The organism is Serinicoccus chungangensis (assembly GCF_006337125.1).
GTDB classification, from domain to species: domain Bacteria; phylum Actinomycetota; class Actinomycetes; order Actinomycetales; family Dermatophilaceae; genus Ornithinicoccus; species Ornithinicoccus chungangensis.
Map to the genome: position 1 here is coordinate 1,687,658 of NZ_CP040887.1, position 19,676 is coordinate 1,707,333.

Here is a 19,676-nt window from a genome sequence, read left to right on the forward strand (position 1 = left end):
CGGCATGACCTCCGACCTGGTCTTCCTCCTGGGCGGCGGGGTGCTGCTGCTCGCCGTCGCCCTGCCGAGCCTGCTGACCCGCGCCTGGCTGTCCGCGCCGGTCATCCTCATCCTGGTGGGCATGCTCGTCGGGCTGCTCCCCTTCGGCTCCACCTTCGCCTTCGACCCCACCGACCAGCGCGACACCATCGAGCACGTCACCGAGATCACCGTGCTGGTGGCCCTCATGGGGGTCGGGCTGGCCCTGGACCGGCCGCTGTCCTGGCGCAACCGCAGCTCGTGGCGCACCTGGTCGGCGACCTGGAGGCTGCTCGCCATCGCCATGCCGCTCACCATCGCCGGCGTCTTCCTGCTCGGGTGGTGGGGTCTCGGACTCGGCGCCGCACCGGCCCTGCTGCTGGGCGCCGTGCTCGCCCCGACCGACCCGGTCCTGGCCGGGGACGTCCAGGTCGGCGGCCCGGTCATCACGAAGCGCGAGGCGGACGGCGACGAGTCGATGGCCGAGCAGCTGCACGACGACGAGATCAGCGACGACGACGAGGTCCGGTTCGCGCTGACCTCCGAGGCCGGGCTCAACGACGCCCTGGCCTTCCCCTTCGTCTACGCGGCGATCTTCCTCATGACCATGGGATCGGCTGCGGACTGGGGGCTGCGCTGGCTGGCGTGGGAGCTGGTCGGCAAGATCATCATCGGCGTGCTCGTCGGGGTCGCCGTGGGCTGGGTCCTGGCCTACCTCGCGTTCCGTACCCGGCAGCAGGCGCTGCGGCTGGCCGAGCAGGGTGAGTCGCTGCTGGCCCTGGCCGCGATGCTGCTGGCCTACGGCGTGGCCGAGGTCGCCCAGGGCTACGGCTTCCTCGCCGTGTTCGTCTGCGCCATGACGATGCGGACCCGGGCGCGCCGGCACGAGTTCCACGAGCACATGCACGGTGTCGTGGAGCGGCTGGAGCGGCTGCTCACGCTCCTCGTGCTGCTCTTCGTCGGGATCGCGCTCACCGACGGCGCCCTGGAGTCTCTCGACTGGCGCGGCGTCCTCGTGGGGGTCGCCCTCGTGCTGGTCATCCGGCCGCTCGCCGGGTGGGTCGCGCTGCGCCCCGGCCGCTGGCGCATGTGCGACGAGAAGCTGCGCCCCCTGGCCCGTCGTGAGCAGCTCATCACGGCGTTCTTCGGGATCCGCGGGGTGGGCACGTTGTTCTACATCGCCTACGCCCTGTCCGAGACCACGTGGACCGGGGAGCGCTGGCTCTGGGCCACCTGCGTCTTCACCATCGTCTTCTCCGTCGTCCTGCACGGGGTGCTCGTGACGCCGGTCATGGCGAGGCTGGAGCGCGACCGGGAGCGACTCCTCCGCTCGACCTGAGAGGTGGGGCGCCGGCTCAGCCGCGCACGTGCACGCCTGGGCCGACGACACGCCCGTCCCGATCGGCTCAGCCGCGCACGTGAACGCCTGGGCCGACGACACGCCGACAGACCTCGGCCCAGGCGTTCACCGGAACGCCTGGGCCGAGGTCGATGCGCCGGAGGGGCGCGTGCGGGCTCGTGTCAGCCCACGTCCACCAGGTCGACGACGAAGATGAGCGTCTCGCCACCCTTGATGGCGGCACCCGCGCCGCGGTCGCCGTACCCCAGGTGCGGCGGGATGACGATGCGGCGGCGGCCGCCGACCTTCATCCCGAGCAGGCCCTGGTCCCAGCCCTGGATGACCTGACCGACACCGGCGGTGAAGGTGAGCGGCTCGCCGCGGTTCCAGGAGGCGTCGAACTCCTCACCGGTCGACCAGGACACGCCGACGTAGTGCGCGGAGATGGTCGAGCCGGCGGTGGCCTCCGCGCCCTTGCCGACCTCGAGGTCCTCGACCTGCAGCTCGGTGGGCGGCTCGTCGCCGGGGAAGTCGATCTCGGGCTTGGCCTTCTGGACGCGGCCGAAGGGGGACTCGGTCATGATGTGCTCCTTCTCGTTCGAGGTCAGGTATGCCGTGCGCCGGCAATCATGTGCGGCGCCCGGAGGGTCGTCAGCCCACCATTCGCGACGCCCGTTGGTCCGTCAGCCCACCATTCGCGACGCTGGGTGGGTGAGGGGGTCGCGGGTGAGTGAGGGGTGAGGCGGGCGCGGGGGTAGCGATCGGGTCAGGAGGCGCCGAGGATGTCGACGACGAAGACGAGGTCCTCGCCGGCGAGCTCGTTGCCGGGAGCCGCGGTCTCGCCCTCGGACTCCTCCGGCGCCGGGCCGTAGGCCTCCTCGGCCGGGATGACGAGCAGCACCCGCGAGCCGACGGTCTGGCCGACGAGCCCCTCGTCCCAGCCGGTGATGACCTGGCCGACGCCGATGGGGAACTCGGTGGGCTCCCCCCGGTCCCAGGAGCTGTCGAAGACCTCGCCGTCGGAGAGCTTCACCCCGGTGTAGTGGACCCGGATGGTCTGCCCGGCGACGACCTCGGGGCCCTCGCCGCGGATGAGCGGCTGGGTGATGAGCTGGTCGGGTGCCTCGACGCCCTCGACGTCGATCTCCGGCCCGGTGTCGCCCATGGTGACGGTCGGCAGGCCCTCCTCGGGCTCGACCTCCTCGCCCTGCGCCTCGGTGAGCGGCTCGCCGGTGTCCTCCACGACCATGTAGAAGAGCATGGTGTCGGTCGGGCCCACGCCGAGCTGCTCGTTGCCGGCCTCGCCGAACGCGTCGGCCGCCGGGATGGCCAGGAGCAGCTCGTCGCCGACCTTGGTGCCCGGCAGCTGGTCGCGGAAGGCCGGGAAGAGGGTCTCGTCGGTGAGGTCGAGGGTGACCGCCTCGTCGTTCTCGAAGGTCGACACCAGCTGCTCGCCGGTGGTGCCGTTGACGGTGAGGTACCGCACCCGCACCTCGTGGGTGTCGGCGACCTCCTCGCCGTCGCCCTCGGTGAGGGTGCGGGCCTCGGTGGAGCCGGCCACGAAGGGCAGGTCACCCTCGGCGAAGGGCTCGCCGTCCCAGGTCAGCTCGGGGGCCTCGCCCTCGGTGTCCACGTCGACGTCGGCCAGGTCGCCGTTCGGCGCCGCCGAGGTCGCGGCGGCGTCGTCGCCGGGTGCGCTGCTCGCCGCGGCGTCGTCGCCCGACCCCTCGTCGGCCGACTCGGGGCTGCAGCCGGCCAGGAAGATCAGGGGTGCGGCGGCGGCCGCGAGGTAGCGCAGGCGGGAAGAGCGCACAGGTGCGTCCTTTGCAGATCGGGGAAGCGTCCGGACCAGCCTAACCCGGCGACCCTGAACCTTTCGTGGGAGCACCGCTCGTCGAGCGGATGTGCTCGATGAGGGCGTCGACCCGCTCGTCCTGCGCGGCGAACGGGTCCTTGCAGATGACCGTGCGCTGCGCGGCGTCGTTGAGCTTGAGGTGCACCCAGTCCACGGTGAAGTCCCGCCGGTGCTCGGCGGCGGCCCGGACGAAGTCGCCGCGCAGCCGGGCCCGGGTCTGCGGCGGCACGGTCGTCGCGGTCTGGATCCGGGCTTCGTCGACCACGGTCCGCGCGGCGCCGGAGCGCTCCAGGATGCGCGCGAGCCCGCGCCGCGGGTGGATGTCGTGCCAGGCGAGGTCGAGCTGCTGCAGGCGCGGGTCCCACGGCTCGAGGTCGTGCCGCCGCGCGTAGGAGTCCAGCAGCTTCTTCTTCATGACCCACTCGATCTCGGTGTCGACGAGGTCCAGCCGGTCGGTCTCGATCGCCTCGAGCCCGCGCTCCCACAGGTCGAGCACGTCGCGGTAGGCAGGGTGCTCGTCCAGCCCGGCGCCCCGGGCATACCCGGCGGTCAGCCCCAGCAGCTCGCGCTGCAGCTCCAGGGCGGTGATGGTGCCACCGCGGCGCAGCGCCAGCGGGGTGCGCCCGGTGCGGTCGCGGCTGACCTGGCGGATGGCCTGCATGGGGTTGGCCAGGACGAGGTCGGGCACGACGGTGCCGGCCTCCAGCATCTTGAGCACGAGGTCGGTGGTGCCCAGGCGCAGCATCGTCGTCGTCTGGCTCATGGTGGAGTCGCCGACGATGACGTGCAGGCGTCGGTGCTTCTCGGGGTCGGCGTGCGGCTCGTCGCGAGTGTTGATGATGGGCCGGGAGCGGGTCGTCGCCGAGGAGAGGTCCTCCCACATGTGGTCGGCGCGCTGGGAGACGAGGTAGGTCGCCCGCTGCTCCACGACGTGCAGCCGCCCGGCGCCGGTGACCAGCTGCCGGGTGACGAGGAACGGGACGAGGGTGTCGGTGATGCGCTCCATGCGGGTGCGCCGCTCGACGAGGTAGTTCTCGTGCGAGCCGTAGGAGTTGCCGCGGGAGTCGACGTTGTTCTTGAGCACGTAGACGGTCGCGTCCAGGCCCTCGGCGGCCAGCCGCTGCTCGGCGTCCTCCGCGAGGTCCTGGATGACCAGCTCCCCCGCGCGGTCGTGGGCGACGAGGTCGAGCAGGTCGGTGCACTCGGCGGTGGCGTACTCGGGGTGCGAGCCGACGTCGAGGTAGAGGCGTGAGCCGTTGCCGAGGAAGACGTTGGACGAGCGGCCCCACGCCACGACCTTGCGGAAGAGGTAGCGGGAGACCTCCTCCGGGGAGAGCCGGGAGGGGCCGGTGAAGGTCGCGTTGACGCCGAACTCGGTCTCGACGCCCATGATGCGGCTCAGCACGGCGGCACCGTCACTGGCCGCCCTTCTGCACGAAGCCGTGCACGAACTCGGTCGCGTTGGTCTCCAGGACCCCGTCGATCTCGTCGAGCAGGGAGTCCAGCGCCGCGTCCCGCTCGGCGCTCTGCGCCGCCGGTGCGGCGGGGGGCGGGGTGGCGTCCGGCTCCGGGCCGTCCCCGGCACCGCTGTCCCGTCGGCGGTCGAACTGCTGCTGCGACATACCCCGATCCTAGGGCAGAGCTCCACCCCCTGCTCCTGGCCGCGCCGCGTCCCGGCGACACGCCCGGAGCCGTCGGCTCAGCCGCGCACGTGCGTGGCTGAGCCGATCCGGACCGGCGTGTCGGCGGCGCGGGGGCGGTCGTGGCTCAGACGTCCTCGCTGACGAGCTCGGACAGCAGCCCGGCGGCGTCGGTATGCCGGTCCAGCAGGCTGGCGGCCCGGTCCCGACGCCCTCCGGTCGGCTCCTCGATCCGCACCCGGCGCAGCCGGCCGCGCTCGTCGGCGAGCACCACCGAGTCCCAGGAGGCGGCCCGCACTCCCCCGCCCGCGCCGTAGCGCCGGACCACCTCGCCGCGGAACCAGGCCCGGGTGTCCTCGGGCGGGTGGGTGACGGCGTGGGCGACCTCCTCGTCGCCCACGAGGCGCTCCAGCCTGCCCGCGGCCCGCAGCTTGCGGGCCAGGCCGCGGTCGGGGTCGAGGTCGTGCCACTGGATGTCCATGGCGGCCAGCCGGGGGTCCTCCCAGCCCACCCCCGCGCGCTCGGCGAACCGCTCGAGCAGCTGCTGCTTGGCGACCCACTCGACCTGCCCCGCGGCCCCGGCCGGGTCGCGCCGCAGGGTGTCCAGGACCTCCCGCCACCGGCGCAGCAGCGGCGCGGTCTGCCCCTCGCCCGCCTCCGACCAGGCCTCGTGCCCGGACCCCGCCGCCTCCTCGGCGGCGTCGAGGTGCGCCTCGAGCAGGTCCAGCCCGGTGAGGCTGCGGCCGTCGGCCAGCTGCACCGTCGCCCGCAGGGTGGGGTCGTGGCTGACCTGCTGCGCGGCGGCGACGGGACGCGCCAGGGTCAGCCCGTCGAGCAGGTGCGGGTGGGTCTCGACGACCCGCAGCACCGCCGACAGCGACCCGAGGGCGAGGTAGGTGGTGACGTCGGCCATCGTCGCGTCCCCGACGATGACGTGCAGACGACGGTGCAGGTGCGGGGTGGCGTGCGGCTCGTCGCGGGTGTTGACGATGGGCCGGCGCAGCGTGGTCTCCAGCCCGATCTCGGCCTCGAGGTAGTCGGCGCGCTGGGAGAGCTGGAAGCCGGGCCGCTCGCTGGCCTGCCCGAGCCCCACCCGCCCGGCCCCGGCGATCACCGGCCGGGCCACGAGGAAGGGGATGAGCCCGGCGGCCAGCCGGTCGAAGGGGACCGACCGGGGCACGAGGTAGTTCTCGTGGGTGCCGTAGGAGGCGCCCTTGCCGTCCACGTTGTTCTTGTAGAGCCGCACGTCCAGGCCCTCCCGGGCGAGGGTGCGGACCGCCGCGAGGGCGACCTCCTCCCCCGCCCGGTCCCAGCGCACCGCGGCGAGCGGGCCGGTGACCTCGGGGCTGGAGTACTCCGGGTGGGCGTGGTCGACGTAGAACCGGGCCCCGTTGGACAGCACCGAGGTGGCGATCGTCGGGTCCTCGACATCGGTGAGCTGGGAGCGGTGCGCCAGCGCGCGGGCCATCTCGAAGCCGCGCGCGTCGCGCAGCGGTGTCTCGTCGGCGTAGTCCCAGCCCGCGGCAGCGGGCAGCGCCGCCCCGACGGGCGCGCCCGCGGCATACGCCCGGACCACCTGCCCGGAGAGGACCATCGGGGTCACCGGCTGCCCGGCGGCGTCCCGCTGCGTGCTGGTGATGCCGAGCTCGGTCTCGATGCCCATGACCCTGCCCACGCCCATGCCGCTGCTCCTCTCAGGCGTCGACCCGCGGCCGCGGGACGCCGGTGACCATGTCGAGGTCGAGGGTCGTGGAGGTGGCCAGGACCGTGAGCGCCCGGGAGCGGGTGCGGCCGGCGTCGTGGTCGACGGCGGTGAGGACGTAGCGGCCCGGCGGCGGCAGCCCGACCTCGTAGTAGCCGTCGGGGTCGGTGTGCGCCGTGGCGACGTACTCCCCGGAGTGCTTGATGAGCGAGACGAGCACCCCGCCCAGCGGGCGGCCGTCGTCGAGGACGTGCCCGGACAGCAGCAGCCGTCGCGTCATCGTCACGTCCTCCTCGTGCCCGACGGCCAGGTCGACGAGGCACGACTGCGGCGCCCAGCCGTCCGCGGACACGACGAGCAGGTAGGCGCCCGGCTCGGGCAGCGCGAGGGTGTAGCGCCCGTCGTTGTCGGTGCGGCCCCAGTCGATGTGGGTGCCGTCGGGGCGCAGCACCGTCGTGACCGCCTGCCGCAGCGGGCCGCCCCGCGGCCCCACGACCCGCCCGCGCACGAGCAGCTCGGGCAGGTCGCCCATCCCCGCGTGCTTGACCTCGGTGCGCTCCCCGGTGGGGGCGGCCACGGCCCCCGGTTCCTCGACGCTGACCCGCTGCGGGCGCCGGATGAAGGCCGCGATGAGCCCGCCGCCGAGGGAGGCGGCGGCCCCGGCCCAGAAGATGAGCTGGTATGCCGCGAACGAGGGCGCCAGGACGCCGCTGGCGGTGGCGGTCATGGACGCGGCGAAGACGGCCGCCACGAGCGCCGAGGCCGAGGACGTGCCGATCGAGCGCAGGAGGGTGTTGAGCCCGTTGGCCGACGCGGTCTCGGTGATGGGCACGGCCCGCATGATGAGCGTCGGCATGGCCGCGAAGGCCAGCGCGGTGCCGAGCGAGGCGATGCTCGAGGTGATGACCACCTCGAGGACGCTGCGGTGCAGCAGCGAGCGGCCGATGAAGCCCAGCGCGATCGTCACCGCACCGGCGATGAGGACGGCCCGGGCGCCGTAGCGGCGGATGAGCCCCGCGGACACCGGGGACATGGCCACCATGAGCAGGCCGCTGGGCAGCAGGACCAGGCCGGTGGACACCGCGGACAGCCCGAAGCCGTAGCCGGTGTCGGCCGGCATCTGCACCTGCTGGGCCGAGGTGAGGAAGTTGGCGAACATCGCGAAGCCGATGAGGACCGACGCGGCGTTGGTGAGCAGCACCGTGCGCCGCATCGAGGTGCGGATGTCGACCAGCGGCTGACCGGTCCGCAGCTCCCAGGGGACCCACGCGGCGAGCACCAGACCGGCCGCCGCCAGCAGGCTGAGGGTCAGCGGGGAGGCCCAGCCCCAGGTGCCGGCCTTGCTGACCGCGAGCAGGAAGCAGGTGAGCGCCACGGAGAGCAGGGCGGCACCGACGTAGTCGAACCGGCCACGGGTCTTGACCGTCGACTCCGGCACGACGAGGTAGACCGCGACGAGCATGACGACGGCGAACCCGCCGGAGACGTAGAACAGCGCGTGCCAGTCGAGGTTGTCGTAGATGACGCCCGCCAGCGGCATCCCGATCGCGCCGCCGATGCCGAGCGTCGCCGACATGAGCGCCACGCCGGACCCGACCCGGTCGGCCGGCAGGTGGTCGCGCATGATGCTGATCCCCACCGGCACCAGGCAGGCGCCCAGCCCGCTGAGACCGCGGCCGAGGACCACGAGCGCGAGCTCGGAGCTGAGGGCCGAGACGACCGACCCGGCGATGACCGCCCACATGCAGACGATGAGCAGCAGCCGCTTGCCGAACATGTCGGCCAGGCGCGACACGATGGGGGTGCCCACCGCGGCGGTGAGCAGCGTGACGGTGACCAGCCAGGACGCGTTGTCGCTGGTGGTGTCGAGGATCTCCGGGAAGACCGGGAGCAGCGGGAGGACCAGGGTCTGCTGCAGCGAGACGAGGGTGCCGCACAGGGCCAGGACGACGATGATCGCCGTGGTGGGGGTGCTGGGTGCGGGGGCCGGGGTGGTGTGCTCGTCCGGGGCGTCCCTCATGCCTCAGACCCTACGCCTGCCCACCGACAGCGCTTGCACGAGCGCCCGCCACCCCAGGGCGCCGCCCACGAGGACGACCGCGGCCACGACGACGAAGGCCGGGGCGGCGCCGGCGCCGGTGACGACGCGCAGCAGCATCCCGACGGCCAGGGCCATCCCGCCGACGGCGAGACCTTCCACCCACCACCGCCGCGCCCGCCAGGTCAGCATCCACCCGACGGCCGTGCCGACGGCGAACGGCCACGCGGTCTGGAGCACCCCGAGCGGGGTGAGGCCCAGCTCGTGGCTGGACCGGCCGGCCACGGCGAAGACGAGGAGCAGCAGCAGGTCGCCGAGCCGGTGCACGGCGCTCAGCGCTCGCCGAGGTCGACCGAGCGGCCCGGCTGGGTGCCCGAGGCGTCACCGACGAGGGTGCGGATGTAGGTGATCCGCTCCCCCTTCTTGCCCGAGACCCGGGCCCAGTCGTCCGGGTTGGTGGTGTTGGGCAGGTCCTCGTTCTCCTTGAACTCGTCGAGGTAGGCCTGCTCCAGGTGCCGCTCCCGCAGCCCCTGCTCCCCGAGCGTGAGGGAGTCCTTGATCGCGAGCTTCTTGGCGCGGTCGACGATGTTGTGCACCATGGCGCCGGAGGCGAAGTCGCGGAAGTAGAGCACCTCGCGGTCCCCCCCGGCGTAGGTCACCTCGAGGAACGCGTTGGCCGGGGACACGGCATACATCCGCTCCACGACACCGTCGATGAGCGCGCCGACCGTGGCCTCCCGGTCCCCGTCGTGCGCCTGCAGCGCGGTGGCGTGCAGCGGTATGCCGGGGGTGAGGTACTTGGAGAAGATGTCGCGGGCGCCCTGAGCGTCGGGGCGCTCGATCTTGATCTTGACGTCGAGCCGGCCCGGTCGCAGGATCGCCGGGTCGATCATGTCCTCGCGGTTGGAGGCGCCGATGACGATGACGTTGTCGAGGCGCTCCACCCCGTCGATCTCGGCGAGCAGCTGGGGCACGATGGTGGTCTCCACGTCGGAGGACACCCCGGAGCCGCGGGTGCGGAACAGCGACTCCATCTCGTCGAAGAAGACGACCACCGGGTCGCCCTCGGCCGACTTCTCCCGCGCCCGCTGGAAGATGAGCCGGATGTGCCGCTCGGTCTCCCCGACGTACTTGTTGAGCAGCTCGGGGCCCTTGATGTTGAGGAAGTAGCTGCGGGCGCCGCCGGGCGCCAGCCCGCGCTGCTCGGCCGCCTGGCGGGCGAGCGAGGCGGCGACGGCCTTGGCGATGAGCGTCTTCCCGCACCCCGGCGGGCCGTAGAGCAGGACCCCCTTGGGCGGCCGCAGGTCGTGGGCGGCGTAGAGGTCGGCGTGCAGGAAGGGCAGCTCGACGGCGTCGCGGATCTGCTCGATCTGGCCGGCGAGACCGCCGATGTCGCCGTAGGAGATGTCCGGGACCTCCTCGAGCATGAGCTCGGTGACCTCGGGCCGCTCGATCCGCTCGGTGACGAAGCCGCTGCGCGGGTCCAGCAGCAGCGCGTCCCCCACCCGGACGGTGGCCCCGGCGAGCGAGCCGGCGCGCCGGGCGATGCGCTCGTCCTCGCCGCGGACGAGCACGCTGAGGCGCCCGTCCTCCAGGACCTCCTTGCAGGTGACGACGTCGCCCGCCCGCTCGTAGTCGGCGACGCCGACGATCGCCTGCGCCTCGTTGAGCAGCACCTCGCGGCCGGGCCGCAGGTCCCCGGTGTCGACCTCGGAGGAGATCTGGGTGCGGATGCGCCGGCCGGACAGCGAGACGTCGGCGGTGCCGTCGCCGACGAGCCGCAGCAGCTGGCCCATCGCGAGCGGCGGGGAGGCGAGGGCGTCGAGGTCCTCGCGCAGCCCCACGATCTGCTGCTTGGCGCTCTTGAGGGTGGTCGTGAGCGCGTCGTTCTGGCCCTTGAGCTCGCTGACCCTGCTGCTGAGCGACTGCACCTGCTGCTCGAGGTGGCGCTCGCGCGAGGACGCCTCGGTCATGCCTGCTCCTCACCGTCGGTCCCGTCGCCGGTCACCCGGTCGGCGGTGCTCTGCGCGTCGCGGCGGGTGCGCCGCAGCTTCTTGTCCGAGACCGGGCGCTCGCCGAGGTCGGCGGCGCTCCACTCGCCGGCGGCGGGCACGTAGTCCTCCCCGTAGGCGCCGGGGGCGGGGCGGCTGCGACGCAGGTGGGCGTCGGTGTCCGGCGCGAGCCGCCGCAGCGTCACGAGGAAGCCGGTATGCCCGTGCATCCGGTGCTCGGGGCGCACGGCCAGACCCTCGAGGTGCCAGCCGCGGTTCATCGACTCCCACGCCTGCGGAGGCGTCCAGCCGCCGGCGGCCTTGGCCGCCTCGGCCACCCGCGAGAGCTGCGTGGTGGTGGCGACGTAGCAGATGAGGACGCCCCCGGGGGCGAGCGCGTCGGCGACCACCCCGAGGCAGTCCCAGGGCGCCAGCATGTCCAGCACGACCCGGTCCACGGTGCCGGGGTCCACGGCCCGCGGGAGCTCGTCCACGAGGTCACCGACGGTGACCGACCAGGCCGGGTGGTCCAGGCCGAAGAACGCGCGGGCGTTGGCGCGGGCGATGTCGGCGAAGTCCTCCCGCCGCTCGAAGCTCAGGAGCCGGCCCTGCTCCCCCACCGCGCGCAGCAGCGAGAGCGACAGGGCGCCCGAGCCGACGCCCGCCTCGACGACGGTGGCACCCGGGAAGATGTCGGCGTAGGTGACGATCTGCCCGGCGTCCTTGGGGTAGACGACCTGGGCCCCGCGGGGCATCGACAGCACGAAGTCGGACAGCAGCGGCCGCAGCGCGAGGTAGTCGGCGCCCGAGGTGTGCCGCACCACCGTGCCGTCGGCGGCGCCGATGAGGTCGTCGTGGCGCAGGTGGCCGCGGTGGGTGTGGAACTCCTTGCCCGGCTCCAGGGTGATGGTGTGCAGGCGCCCCTTGGGGTCGGTCAGCTGCACGCGGTCGCCCGCCCGGAAGGGTCCGCGCCGCATGTCGGCGCCCGTCGGCCTGGTCATCGGGTCAGTCTACGAGCGGCTGCCGGTGACGTCGTGGGTGCTCACCACGCCCCACGGCCGACCCTCGTCGTCGAGCAGCGCGACCACCCCGGAGCCGGAGCGGCGCATGACCTCGATGACCTCGTCCAGCCGGGCCTGCGGCGGCATGGGCACCGCCCAGCCGGCCGGGAGCCGGACCGCGACGGCGGCGGCGGGAGTGGCCGGCCACGCCTCGCGGGGCACCTGCTGCAGCGCGGGCGGGTCGACCAGCCCGTCCGGGCGGCCCGCGCCGTCGACGACCACCCAGACGGGGTGCTCGCCCCACGGCACCATGTGCAGCAGCGCGTCCTCGGCGACGACGCCCGGCCGGTGCGCGGTCTCGGCGAGGGTGCGCCGCGAGGCGCGCAGGCCCTGGCGGCCGAGCCGGACCGCCTGGCTGGCGCCCTGCCAGAGGAAGACGCCGATGAGGGCCACCCAGGCGACCCGGGTCCACGGCACCTGCTCGCCGGCCAGCAGCGGCGGCACGAGCAGCACGACCGCGACGAGGACCACGACGAGGCGGCCGGACCACCCCGCGACCACGGTGCCGCGGTGCCGGTTGCCGGTGACCCCCCAGACCAGCGCCTCCAGCAGGAACCCGCCGTCCAGCGGCAGGCCCGGGACGAGGTTGAAGACGGCGACGAAGGAGTTGGCCCAGGTGAAGGCATACGCCAGCAGCAGCGGGACACCGGTGGTGTCGAGCACCCCCATGGCCCACCAGCCGACCAGCGCGAGCGCGCCGTTGGCGAGCGGCCCGACGACCGCGACCGCCGCGCTGCGGGCCGGGGTGCCGCCGGCGCCGTCGTGGGCGGTGTGCCCGCCCCAGAAGTCCGCCACGATGCGGGAGACCCCGAAGCCGACGCCCTGGGCGACGAGCGCGTGCGCCGCCTCGTGCACGAGCACCGACACCAGCAGCAGCAGGACGAAGGCCAGCGCCACGGCGTAGCTCCAGGCGCCCAGACCGGGCAGCGTGCGCTGCACCGTGGGGCCGAAGAGCGCGATCATGAGCACCGCCACGAGCACCCAGCTGCGGCCCAGGTAGATGGGGATGCCGGACAGGGTGCCGACACGCCAGCCGGGTGCTCGCTCCATGCCCCGAGCGTAGAGTGCGGACCATGGAGGCGGTCACGGAGCACCACGCCCGGGCCCTGTCCCCCTCGCGGGCCGCCGACTTCATGCAGTGCCCGCTGCTCTACCGCTTCCGCGTCGTCGACCGGCTGCCGGAACCGCCCAGCACCGCCGCGGCGCGCGGCAGCCTGGTGCACGCCGTCCTGGACCGCCTCTTCGACCTGCCACCCGGGCACCGCACCCTCGAGGCGGCGACCGACCTCGTACCCGGCGAGTGGGAGCGGCTGCTGCTGGCCGACCCGGTGCTCGCCGAGCTGGCCCGCGAGGACGCCTGCGGCGGCACGGAGGAGCTGCTGCGCAGCTGGTTCGCCCTCGAGGACCCCACCCGGCTGCAGCCGGCCGAGCGCGAGCTCTACGTGGAGGCCGACCTCGACGGCCTCGTCATCCGCGGCTACGTCGACCGTCTCGACGAGGCGCCGGACGGGCGGCTGCGGGTCGTGGACTACAAGACCGGCCGCTCTCCCTCCGAGACCTTCGAGGGACGGGCGCTCTTCCAGCTCAAGTTCTACGCCCTGGCGCTGTGGCGCAGCCGGGGCGTCCTGCCGAGCCGGCTCCAGCTCGTCTACCTGCGCGACCGCACGATGCTGTGGGTCGACCCGACCGAGGCCGACCTGCTCGCCACCGAGCGCAAGGTCCGCGCCCTCTGGGCCGCGATCGAGCAGGTGGCGAGGACCGGCGACTGGCGGGCCCGACCGGGGCGGACCTGCTCCTGGTGCGCCCACCAGGCGATCTGCCCGGCCTGGGGCGGCACTCCCCCGCCGCTGCCGGAGGGCGCCACGGCCCTGGCGCTGGACCCGCGGTCAGCCGCGGGGTGAGCCGTCGTCGCGCCGCCGCAGGTAGCGCTCGAACTCCTTGGCGATCGCGTCGCCGGACGCCTCCGGCAGCTCCGCGGTGTCCTGGGCCTCCTCCAGCTGGCGCACGTAGTCGGCCACCTCCTCGTCGGTCGAGGCCAGGTCGTCCACGCCGCGTTCCCAGGCCCGTGCGGCCTCGGTGAGCGCGGTGTCGTCGATGACGCAGTCGAGCAGCTCCTCGAGCTGGCCGAGCAGCGCCAGGGACGCCTTCGGCGAGGGCGGACCCCCGGCGTAGTGCGGCACCGCCGCCCAGCAGGACAACGCGGGCAGGTCCTGCTGGCGCCCCTCGTCGACGAGGACCCCGACGATGCCCGTGGGGCCCTCGTAGGTGCTGCGCTCGATCTCCTCGCTGCCGTCGAGCAGCTCGTCGTTCTCGGAGCTGATGCTCACCGGGATGGGCCGGGTGTGGGGCACGTCGGCGAGCAGGGCCCCCAGGACGACGAGCAGCTGGACGTCCCGGGCGAGGAGGTAGTCCAGGAGGTCCGCGGCGAAGGTGCGCCACCGCACGGACGGCTCGATCCCGAGGACCAGCAGGACGTCCCGCCCCAGCGGGGTGTTGCGGGCCAGCATGACCCGGGTCGTCGGCCAGCGGATCATCCGGCGGCCCTCGACGGTGAGGATCTGCGGCCGGTTGACCTGGAAGTCGTAGAAGTCCTCGGGGTCCACGGCGGCCACCACCTCGGCCTCCCAGACCTGGGCGAGGTGCTCCACCACGCTCGACGCCCCCTCGCCGGCGTCGTTCCAGCCCTCGAAGGCGGCGATGACGATCGGGTCACGCAGCTCACCGGTGTCCTGCAGCTCGATCACGGGCCTCACCCTCTCGCTCGGAAGCATCGCGCCGTTCGCCCACCCTAGTCCGCCTCGTCTAGCGTGGTGCGGGTGACGCGCCACCCCTCCCGCCCGAGCCGATCCGAGGACCTGCCCACCGCCGTGCTGTGGGACATGGACGGCACCATCGTCGACACCGAGCCGTCCTGGATCGCCGAGGAGTACGTCCTCGTGGAGGAGGCCGGAGGCACGTGGAGCGACGCCGACGCCCACGACCTCGTCGGCCAGGACCTGCTCACCTCGGCCGGCATCATCCTCGAGCGGACGCCGGTCCGCGGTGAGCCCGAGCAGGTGGTGCGCCGCCTGCTCGAGGGGGTCGTGGAGCGCACCCGCGCCCACGTGCCCTGGCGGCCCGGGGCGCGCGAGCTGCTGCGGTCCTTGCGGGAGCACGGCGTGCCGTGCGCGCTGGTCACCATGTCCTGGACCGAGCTGGCCGACGTGCTGGTCGAGCAGCTGCCGGCCGGGACCTTCGACGCCGTGGTGACCGGGGACCAGGTGAGCCGGGGCAAGCCGCACCCCGAGGCCTACCTCGAGGCGGTGGCGCGACTGGGCGTGGACCCCTCCCGCGCCCTGGCGGTCGAGGACTCCCCCACGGGCGCGACGGCGTCGACGGCCGCGGGCGTGCCGACCCTCGTGGTGCCGCACACCGTGGCCGTCCCGGCCCTGCGCGGCGCCCGGCAGGTGCCGAGCCTGGAGGGCCTGAGCCCCGCCGACCTCGGCGCGGTCGCCCGCTCGCTCAGGTCAGAGCTGCACCCCGAGCAGCGCGTCGACCGCGTCCACGACCAGGCGTGAGACGGGCTCGCCCGCGACCACGGTCGTGGCCCAGTCGTCGACGGCGTCGAGGGCACCTGGCGTGTCGAGGTCGTCGGCCAGCCGCTCCCGCATGCGGCGCAGGGTCGTCACCCCGAGCTCGGTGACCGAGTCGTGCGCGGCCATGTCGCCGGCCCGCCGCCACAGGTCGAGACGCTCGCTCGCCTCCCGGAGGATCTGGTCGGTCCACGACCACTCGGTCCGGTAGTGCTGCGCGAGCAGCGCCAGCCGGATCGCCATCGGGTCGACGCCGGAGGCGCGCAGCCGGGAGACCAGGACGAGGTTGCCCCGGCTCTTGCTCATCTTCTCGCCGTCCAGACCGACCATGGCCTGGTGCACGTAGGCGCGGGCGAAGCAGTCGTCGCCGCACAGGGCGGCCGCCTGGACCGCGCTCATCTCGTGGTGGGGGAAGACGAGGTCGGTGCCGCCACCCTGGACGTCGAAGGCCGGGCCGAGGTAGCGCTGGGCGATGGTGGAGCACTCGATGTGCCAGCCGGGGCGCCCCCGCCCCAGCGAGCCGCCGTCCCAGTGCGGCTCGCCCTGCCGGCCCGAGCGCCACAGGAGGGGGTCGAGCGGATCGCGCTTGCCGGCCCGGTCGGGGTCGCCCCCGCGGTCGGCGAAGACCTCCATCATCTGCTCCCGGGACCACCCGGAGACGGCGCCGAAGCTGGCCTGCGTGGAGAGGTCGAGGTAGACGTCCGCACCAGCAGCCCCCTCGGCCAGCTCCTGGTCCTGCGGCACCGGCACCTCGTAGGCGGTGCCGTCGTCGAGCAGCCGCTGGACGGCGCGCACGTCGTCCGGGATCCCCTCGACGGCCCCGACGTAGTGGTCGGGGGGCAGGACCCGCAGCGCCTCCATGTCGGTGAAGAAGAGGTCGATCTCGCGGCGCGCGAGCTCCTGCCACTCCACGCCGTCGCGCTCGGCCCGCTCGAGCAGCGGCTCGTCGACGTCGGTGACGTTCTGGACGTAGGTGACCTCCAGCCCGGCGTCCCGCCACGCGCGCTGCAGCACGTCGAAGGTGACGTAGGTCGCGGCGTGCCCGAGGTGGGTGGCGTCGTAGGGGGTGATGCCGCACACGTAGAGCCGCGCCCGTCCGTCGGTGCCCGCGACCTCGACACGTCGGTCGCCGGCGGTGTCGTGCACGCGCACGGGGGTCCCGTCGTGCTCGATCGGCAGCCGGGGCAGAGCGGTGGTCGACCAGGTCTTCACCTGCGGGAGCCTAACCGTCCAGGCCGACCCGGCAGCCACCGGTCCGGGCGCCGGCGCCCGGCCGGGGCTCTACCAGAGCGGCCAGGGCAACGGGTAGCGGTCCGTGGGTGCCGAGGGGAAGGTGGCCTCCTCGCGCACCCGTCGCACCCGGGCGGCCAGCGCCTCCCGCTCGACGTCCGACAGCAGGGTGGTGAGCTGCGTGGCGAGGTGCCCGTGGACGTCGGCCAGGGCGCTCGCCAGCGTCTCCAGCCGGTCGAGGTCCGTGGCGGCGATCGGCTCCTCGGCGAAGCCCCAGAGGACGGTGCGCAGCTTGTCCTCCTCGTGCAGGCTGACCCCGTGGTCGAAGCCGCGCAGCCGGTCCTCGGTGTCGCGGGTCAGGTGGGCGGCCTTGCGGTCGGCGTTGTTGAGCACGACGTCCAGCACCGCCATGGACCGCAGCCCGGGGTCGTCGGCGTGCGCCACGACGAGGGCCCGGCCGTGCTCGTCCTCGGCCTGGACGACCGGGCACCACCCCTCCGGCAGGTCCTCGGGGGCGACGACGTCGACGAGCCCGGCCGCCGGGTCGGCCAGCCGTCGCGGGTTCTGCTCGACCCACCACTGGACCGAGCCGGGTCCGAGCGGGCCGTCGCGCAGCACGGTCGGCGGGACCAGGTCGAACCCCGCGGCCCGCGACAGCAGGTAGGCCGCCACCTCGCGGCGGCCCAGGGAGTCGGGCGGGAAGTCGTGCAGGGGGCGTTCGCCCTTGACCGGCTTGTAGACGGCACGATGGCCGGTGGGCTCGCCCCGCGCGTCGGTGAGGTCGACCAGCAGGGTGAGGTTCGACGCCTGGGTGAGCACGCCGACCGGCTCGACGGTCAGGGTGTGCAGCAGCTCCAGGGCCGCGTCGTCGTCCACGTCAGCGGCGGTAGCCGTTGGCGCGGGGGCAGATGTGTCCGGTGGGGTCCAGGGGCTGTCCGCAGAACGGGCAGGAGGGGCGCCCACCCTCGATGGAGGCCGTGCAGCGCATCGCGAAGGCCCGGGCGCGGCCGGGCTCGAGCACGACCTTGATGGACTGCGGCGGCAGCCCGGCCCACGGCAGGTCGGACCCCTCGTCGTCGTCCTCCAGCGCGGCGACGTCCTCGGCGCTGGGCCGGTCGTAGACCTCGAGGACCACCCGGCGCTGGCCCGCCTCCCACGCGACCGAGAGCCGCTGGACGCGGAAGTCGTCCTCGATGGGGGTGTCCAGGGGCGCGTTGTCGACGAAGGCCCGGCCGGCCTCCTCGGTGCCCTCCGGGCCGGCGACGTCGTCGAGCATCTCCGCCAGCGACTCCCCCAGCAGCCGGACCTGCTCCTTCTCGAGGGAGACGGTCATGACCCGCTGGGAGTCGCTGGCCTGCAAGAAGAAGGTGCGCCCTCCGGGCGGTCCGACGCTGCCGGCGACGCAGCGCTCAGGCGGGTCGAAGACGTGCTCAGCCATGAGGGTCAGCCTACGTCCTCGCTCCCGGCGCCCCCACCCACCTCGGCGTCACCGGTGGCGCCGTCCGTGGCGAGGCGCGCCACGAGGCCGGAGAGGTCCACCGGGTCGCTGCCGGTGTCGTTGGTGCGCAGGACGAACGGCCGGCCCGGGGTGCGGTGCACCAGGCTCAGCGAGGCCGGGTCGACGACGATGCGCTGGAAGTCGTCCAGCGCGGTGGCCAGCGCGTCGGCGAGGATCGCCTTGATGACGTCGCCGTGGCTCACCGCCACCCAGACGGCGCCGGGTCCGTGCTCGGCCTCGACCCGGGCGTCCCACTCGGTGACGGCCTCGACGGCCCGCGCAGCCATCTGCGCCATCGACTCGTGGGCGAAGGCCTCGTCGGCCGGGAACGTCACCGTGGAGGGCTGGTCCTGCACCTGCCGCCACAGCGGCTCCTCGGCGAGCTCCTTGAGCGGTCTCCCGGTCCACGCGCCGTACCTCGCCTCGCCCAGGCGCTCCTCGGTGTGGCGCTGCACCGTCCGGTCGGCCGGCTGCGCCGCCAGCACCGCGGCGGCCGTCTCCTGGCACCGCTGCAGCGGGCTGGCGACGACCGCCGCCAGGGGGGTGGCCGCCAGTCGAGCACCGGCGTCGCGGGCCTGGCCGGCCCCCGTCTCGTCCAGCCCGAGGCCCGGCGTCCAGCCGGCCAGGACGCCGTCGGCGTTGGCCTGGGTCCGGCCGTGCCGGAGCAGGATGCAGATGGCCATCAGAGCTCGGCCTCCAGCCGGGCGTGGGCCTCCACCGCGGCCTCGAGGGCGTCCATCCGGGCGCGCAGGTCGGCGCCCCAGGGGGCGACGGTGAGCGTCGTGATGCCCGCGCGCTGGTAGCGGCGCATGCGCTCGGTGATGCGGTCGACGTCTCCCAGCAGGCTGGTGTCGTCGACGAACTGCGCCGGCAGGGCCCGGGCGGCCTCGCCGTAGCGGCGCGCGAGGTAGAGCTCCTGGACCTGGTCGGCCTCGGCCTCGTATCCCATGCGGCAGGCCAGCTGGTGGTAGAAGTTCTGCTCCCGGCTGCCCATCCCCCCGACGTAGAGCGCGGGGTAGGGGCTGACGGTGCGGGCGCACGCCTCGAGGTCGTCACCGACGGCCAGGGCGACCGTGGCGTCGGTCTGGAAGGGGTGCTCGGGCGGGGTCTCGCGACGGTCGAGGCCGGCCTGCAGCTGCGCCCGCTGCTCGGGGAAGAAGTCGGGGGCGACGAAGACCCCGAGCCAGCCGTCGGCGATCTCGCCGGCGAGCTCCAGGTTCTTGGGCCCGACCGCGGCGAGGTAGAGCGGGATGCTCGGTCGGTGCAGGTGCGTGAGGCGCAGCGCCTTGCCCGGTCCGTCGGGCAGCGGCAGGGTGAAGAACTCCCCGTCGTAGGTGACGGTCCGGTGCGCGAGCGCCGTCCGGACGATCTCGACATACTCCCTGGTCCGGGCGAGCGGCCGGGCGAAGCGGACGCCGTGCCACCCCTCCGACACCTGCGGTCCGCTCACCCCCAGACCGAGGCGGAAACGTCCTCCGGACAGGCTGTCGAGGCTCACCGCCGCCATGGCGGTGGCCGCGGGGGTGCGGGCGGGGATCTGCATGACCCCGGCCCCCAGGCCGATGCGCGAGGTGCGGGCGGCCAAGAAGGACAGGATGCTCACGGCGTCGGGGCCGTAGACCTCCGCCACCCAGGCGACGTCCACCCCCAGCTCGTCGGCCCGCTGCACGAGCGCGAGGTGGTCCTCGTCGCGGCCCTGCCCCCAGAACCCGCAGCTCAGCCCGAGGCGCAC

The 19,676-nt window shown here is 74.0% G+C and carries 19 protein-coding genes; 3 read left to right on the forward strand and 16 right to left on the reverse strand.

Going from position 1 to position 19,676, the window contains the following annotated elements; translation table 11 throughout:
- Window positions 1-4 precede the first annotated feature (4 nt).
- Window positions 5-1,357, forward strand: a complete 1,353-nt coding sequence (locus tag FHD63_RS07595; RefSeq protein WP_139721445.1) for a cation:proton antiporter — start codon at window positions 5-7, stop codon at window positions 1,355-1,357.
- A 182-nt stretch (window positions 1,358-1,539) separates the two neighbouring features.
- On the opposite strand, the gene FHD63_RS07600 is transcribed toward FHD63_RS07595, so the two are convergent.
- The 10 genes from FHD63_RS07600 to FHD63_RS07645 all read right to left on the reverse strand — a co-directional run bounded on the left by FHD63_RS07600 (window position 1,540) and on the right by FHD63_RS07645 (window position 12,694).
- Window positions 1,540-1,938, reverse strand: coding sequence for an FKBP-type peptidyl-prolyl cis-trans isomerase (locus FHD63_RS07600; protein ID WP_139721447.1), 399 nt, complete (start codon window positions 1,936-1,938; stop codon window positions 1,540-1,542).
- 185 nt (window positions 1,939-2,123) lie between these two features.
- Window positions 2,124-3,170, reverse strand: a complete 1,047-nt coding sequence (locus tag FHD63_RS07605; protein ID WP_139721449.1) for an FKBP-type peptidyl-prolyl cis-trans isomerase — start codon at window positions 3,168-3,170, stop codon at window positions 2,124-2,126.
- 40 nt (window positions 3,171-3,210) lie between these two features.
- Window positions 3,211-4,617 carry a Pup--protein ligase gene (gene pafA / locus FHD63_RS07610; protein WP_139721451.1) on the reverse strand — a complete coding sequence of 469 codons (1,407 nt, stop codon included), beginning with the start codon at window positions 4,615-4,617 and terminating at the stop codon, window positions 3,211-3,213.
- A gap of 10 nt (window positions 4,618-4,627) precedes the next feature.
- The gene (locus tag FHD63_RS07615; protein WP_139721453.1) at window positions 4,628-4,834 is read right to left on the reverse strand and encodes a ubiquitin-like protein Pup; all 207 of its coding nucleotides are present in this window, start codon (window positions 4,832-4,834) and stop codon (window positions 4,628-4,630) included.
- 145 nt (window positions 4,835-4,979) lie between these two features.
- Window positions 4,980-6,533 carry a depupylase/deamidase Dop gene (gene dop, locus FHD63_RS07620; protein ID WP_139721455.1) on the reverse strand — a complete coding sequence of 518 codons (1,554 nt, stop codon included), beginning with the start codon at window positions 6,531-6,533 and terminating at the stop codon, window positions 4,980-4,982.
- A 13-nt stretch (window positions 6,534-6,546) separates the two neighbouring features.
- Window positions 6,547-8,574, reverse strand: a complete 2,028-nt coding sequence (locus FHD63_RS07625; RefSeq protein WP_139721457.1) for an MFS transporter — start codon at window positions 8,572-8,574, stop codon at window positions 6,547-6,549.
- Window positions 8,575-8,577: 3 nt separating this feature from the next.
- The gene (locus FHD63_RS07630) at window positions 8,578-8,919 is read right to left on the reverse strand and encodes a DUF3054 domain-containing protein (RefSeq protein ID WP_238705809.1); all 342 of its coding nucleotides are present in this window, start codon (window positions 8,917-8,919) and stop codon (window positions 8,578-8,580) included.
- Window positions 8,920-8,924: 5 nt separating this feature from the next.
- Entirely contained in the window at window positions 8,925-10,565 is a 1,641-nt protein-coding gene (gene arc / locus FHD63_RS07635; RefSeq protein WP_139721461.1) for a proteasome ATPase, read from the reverse strand.
- Complete coding sequence (locus tag FHD63_RS07640; RefSeq protein ID WP_238705810.1) at window positions 10,562-11,584, reverse strand: tRNA (adenine-N1)-methyltransferase; 1,023 nt, start codon at window positions 11,582-11,584, stop codon at window positions 10,562-10,564. Before FHD63_RS07640 ends, arc begins: the two co-directional genes overlap by 4 nt.
- Window positions 11,585-11,593: 9 nt before the next feature.
- Window positions 11,594-12,694, reverse strand: a complete 1,101-nt coding sequence (locus FHD63_RS07645; RefSeq protein ID WP_139721463.1) for a site-2 protease family protein — start codon at window positions 12,692-12,694, stop codon at window positions 11,594-11,596.
- Window positions 12,695-12,717: 23 nt separating this feature from the next.
- Here FHD63_RS07645 and FHD63_RS07650 point away from each other — a divergent pair, with 23 nt between their 5' ends.
- Window positions 12,718-13,545, forward strand: a complete 828-nt coding sequence (locus tag FHD63_RS07650) for a RecB family exonuclease (RefSeq protein WP_139721465.1) — start codon at window positions 12,718-12,720, stop codon at window positions 13,543-13,545.
- On the opposite strand, the gene FHD63_RS07655 is transcribed toward FHD63_RS07650, so the two are convergent.
- Window positions 13,531-14,388: a PAC2 family protein gene (locus FHD63_RS07655; protein ID WP_139721467.1), complete on the reverse strand. Its 858-nt coding sequence runs from the start codon at window positions 14,386-14,388 to the stop codon at window positions 13,531-13,533. The two genes, FHD63_RS07650 and FHD63_RS07655, sit on opposite strands and share 15 nt — an antisense overlap.
- A 72-nt stretch (window positions 14,389-14,460) precedes the next feature.
- Here FHD63_RS07655 and FHD63_RS07660 point away from each other — a divergent pair, with 72 nt between their 5' ends.
- Window positions 14,461-15,201, forward strand: a complete 741-nt coding sequence (locus tag FHD63_RS07660) for an HAD family hydrolase (RefSeq protein ID WP_139721469.1) — start codon at window positions 14,461-14,463, stop codon at window positions 15,199-15,201.
- Here the strand turns inward: FHD63_RS07660 and mshC are convergent.
- From mshC to FHD63_RS07685, 5 genes are all read right to left on the reverse strand, one after another.
- A complete protein-coding gene (gene mshC / locus FHD63_RS07665) occupies window positions 15,151-16,428 on the reverse strand; it encodes a cysteine--1-D-myo-inosityl 2-amino-2-deoxy-alpha-D-glucopyranoside ligase (protein ID WP_139721471.1) in 1,278 nt (425 codons plus the stop codon). The two genes, FHD63_RS07660 and mshC, sit on opposite strands and share 51 nt — an antisense overlap.
- 69 nt (window positions 16,429-16,497) lie before the next feature.
- Window positions 16,498-17,322 carry an SCO1664 family protein gene (locus tag FHD63_RS07670; protein WP_202978441.1) on the reverse strand — a complete coding sequence of 275 codons (825 nt, stop codon included), beginning with the start codon at window positions 17,320-17,322 and terminating at the stop codon, window positions 16,498-16,500.
- Between the two features lies 1 nt (window position 17,323).
- Window positions 17,324-17,884 carry a DUF3090 family protein gene (locus tag FHD63_RS07675; RefSeq protein ID WP_139721473.1) on the reverse strand — a complete coding sequence of 187 codons (561 nt, stop codon included), beginning with the start codon at window positions 17,882-17,884 and terminating at the stop codon, window positions 17,324-17,326.
- Between the two features lie 5 nt (window positions 17,885-17,889).
- The gene (locus FHD63_RS07680) at window positions 17,890-18,627 is read right to left on the reverse strand and encodes an MSMEG_4193 family putative phosphomutase (RefSeq protein WP_139721474.1); all 738 of its coding nucleotides are present in this window, start codon (window positions 18,625-18,627) and stop codon (window positions 17,890-17,892) included.
- Window positions 18,627-19,676, reverse strand: coding sequence for an LLM class F420-dependent oxidoreductase (locus FHD63_RS07685; protein WP_139721476.1), 1,050 nt, complete (start codon window positions 19,674-19,676; stop codon window positions 18,627-18,629). Before FHD63_RS07685 ends, FHD63_RS07680 begins: the two co-directional genes overlap by 1 nt.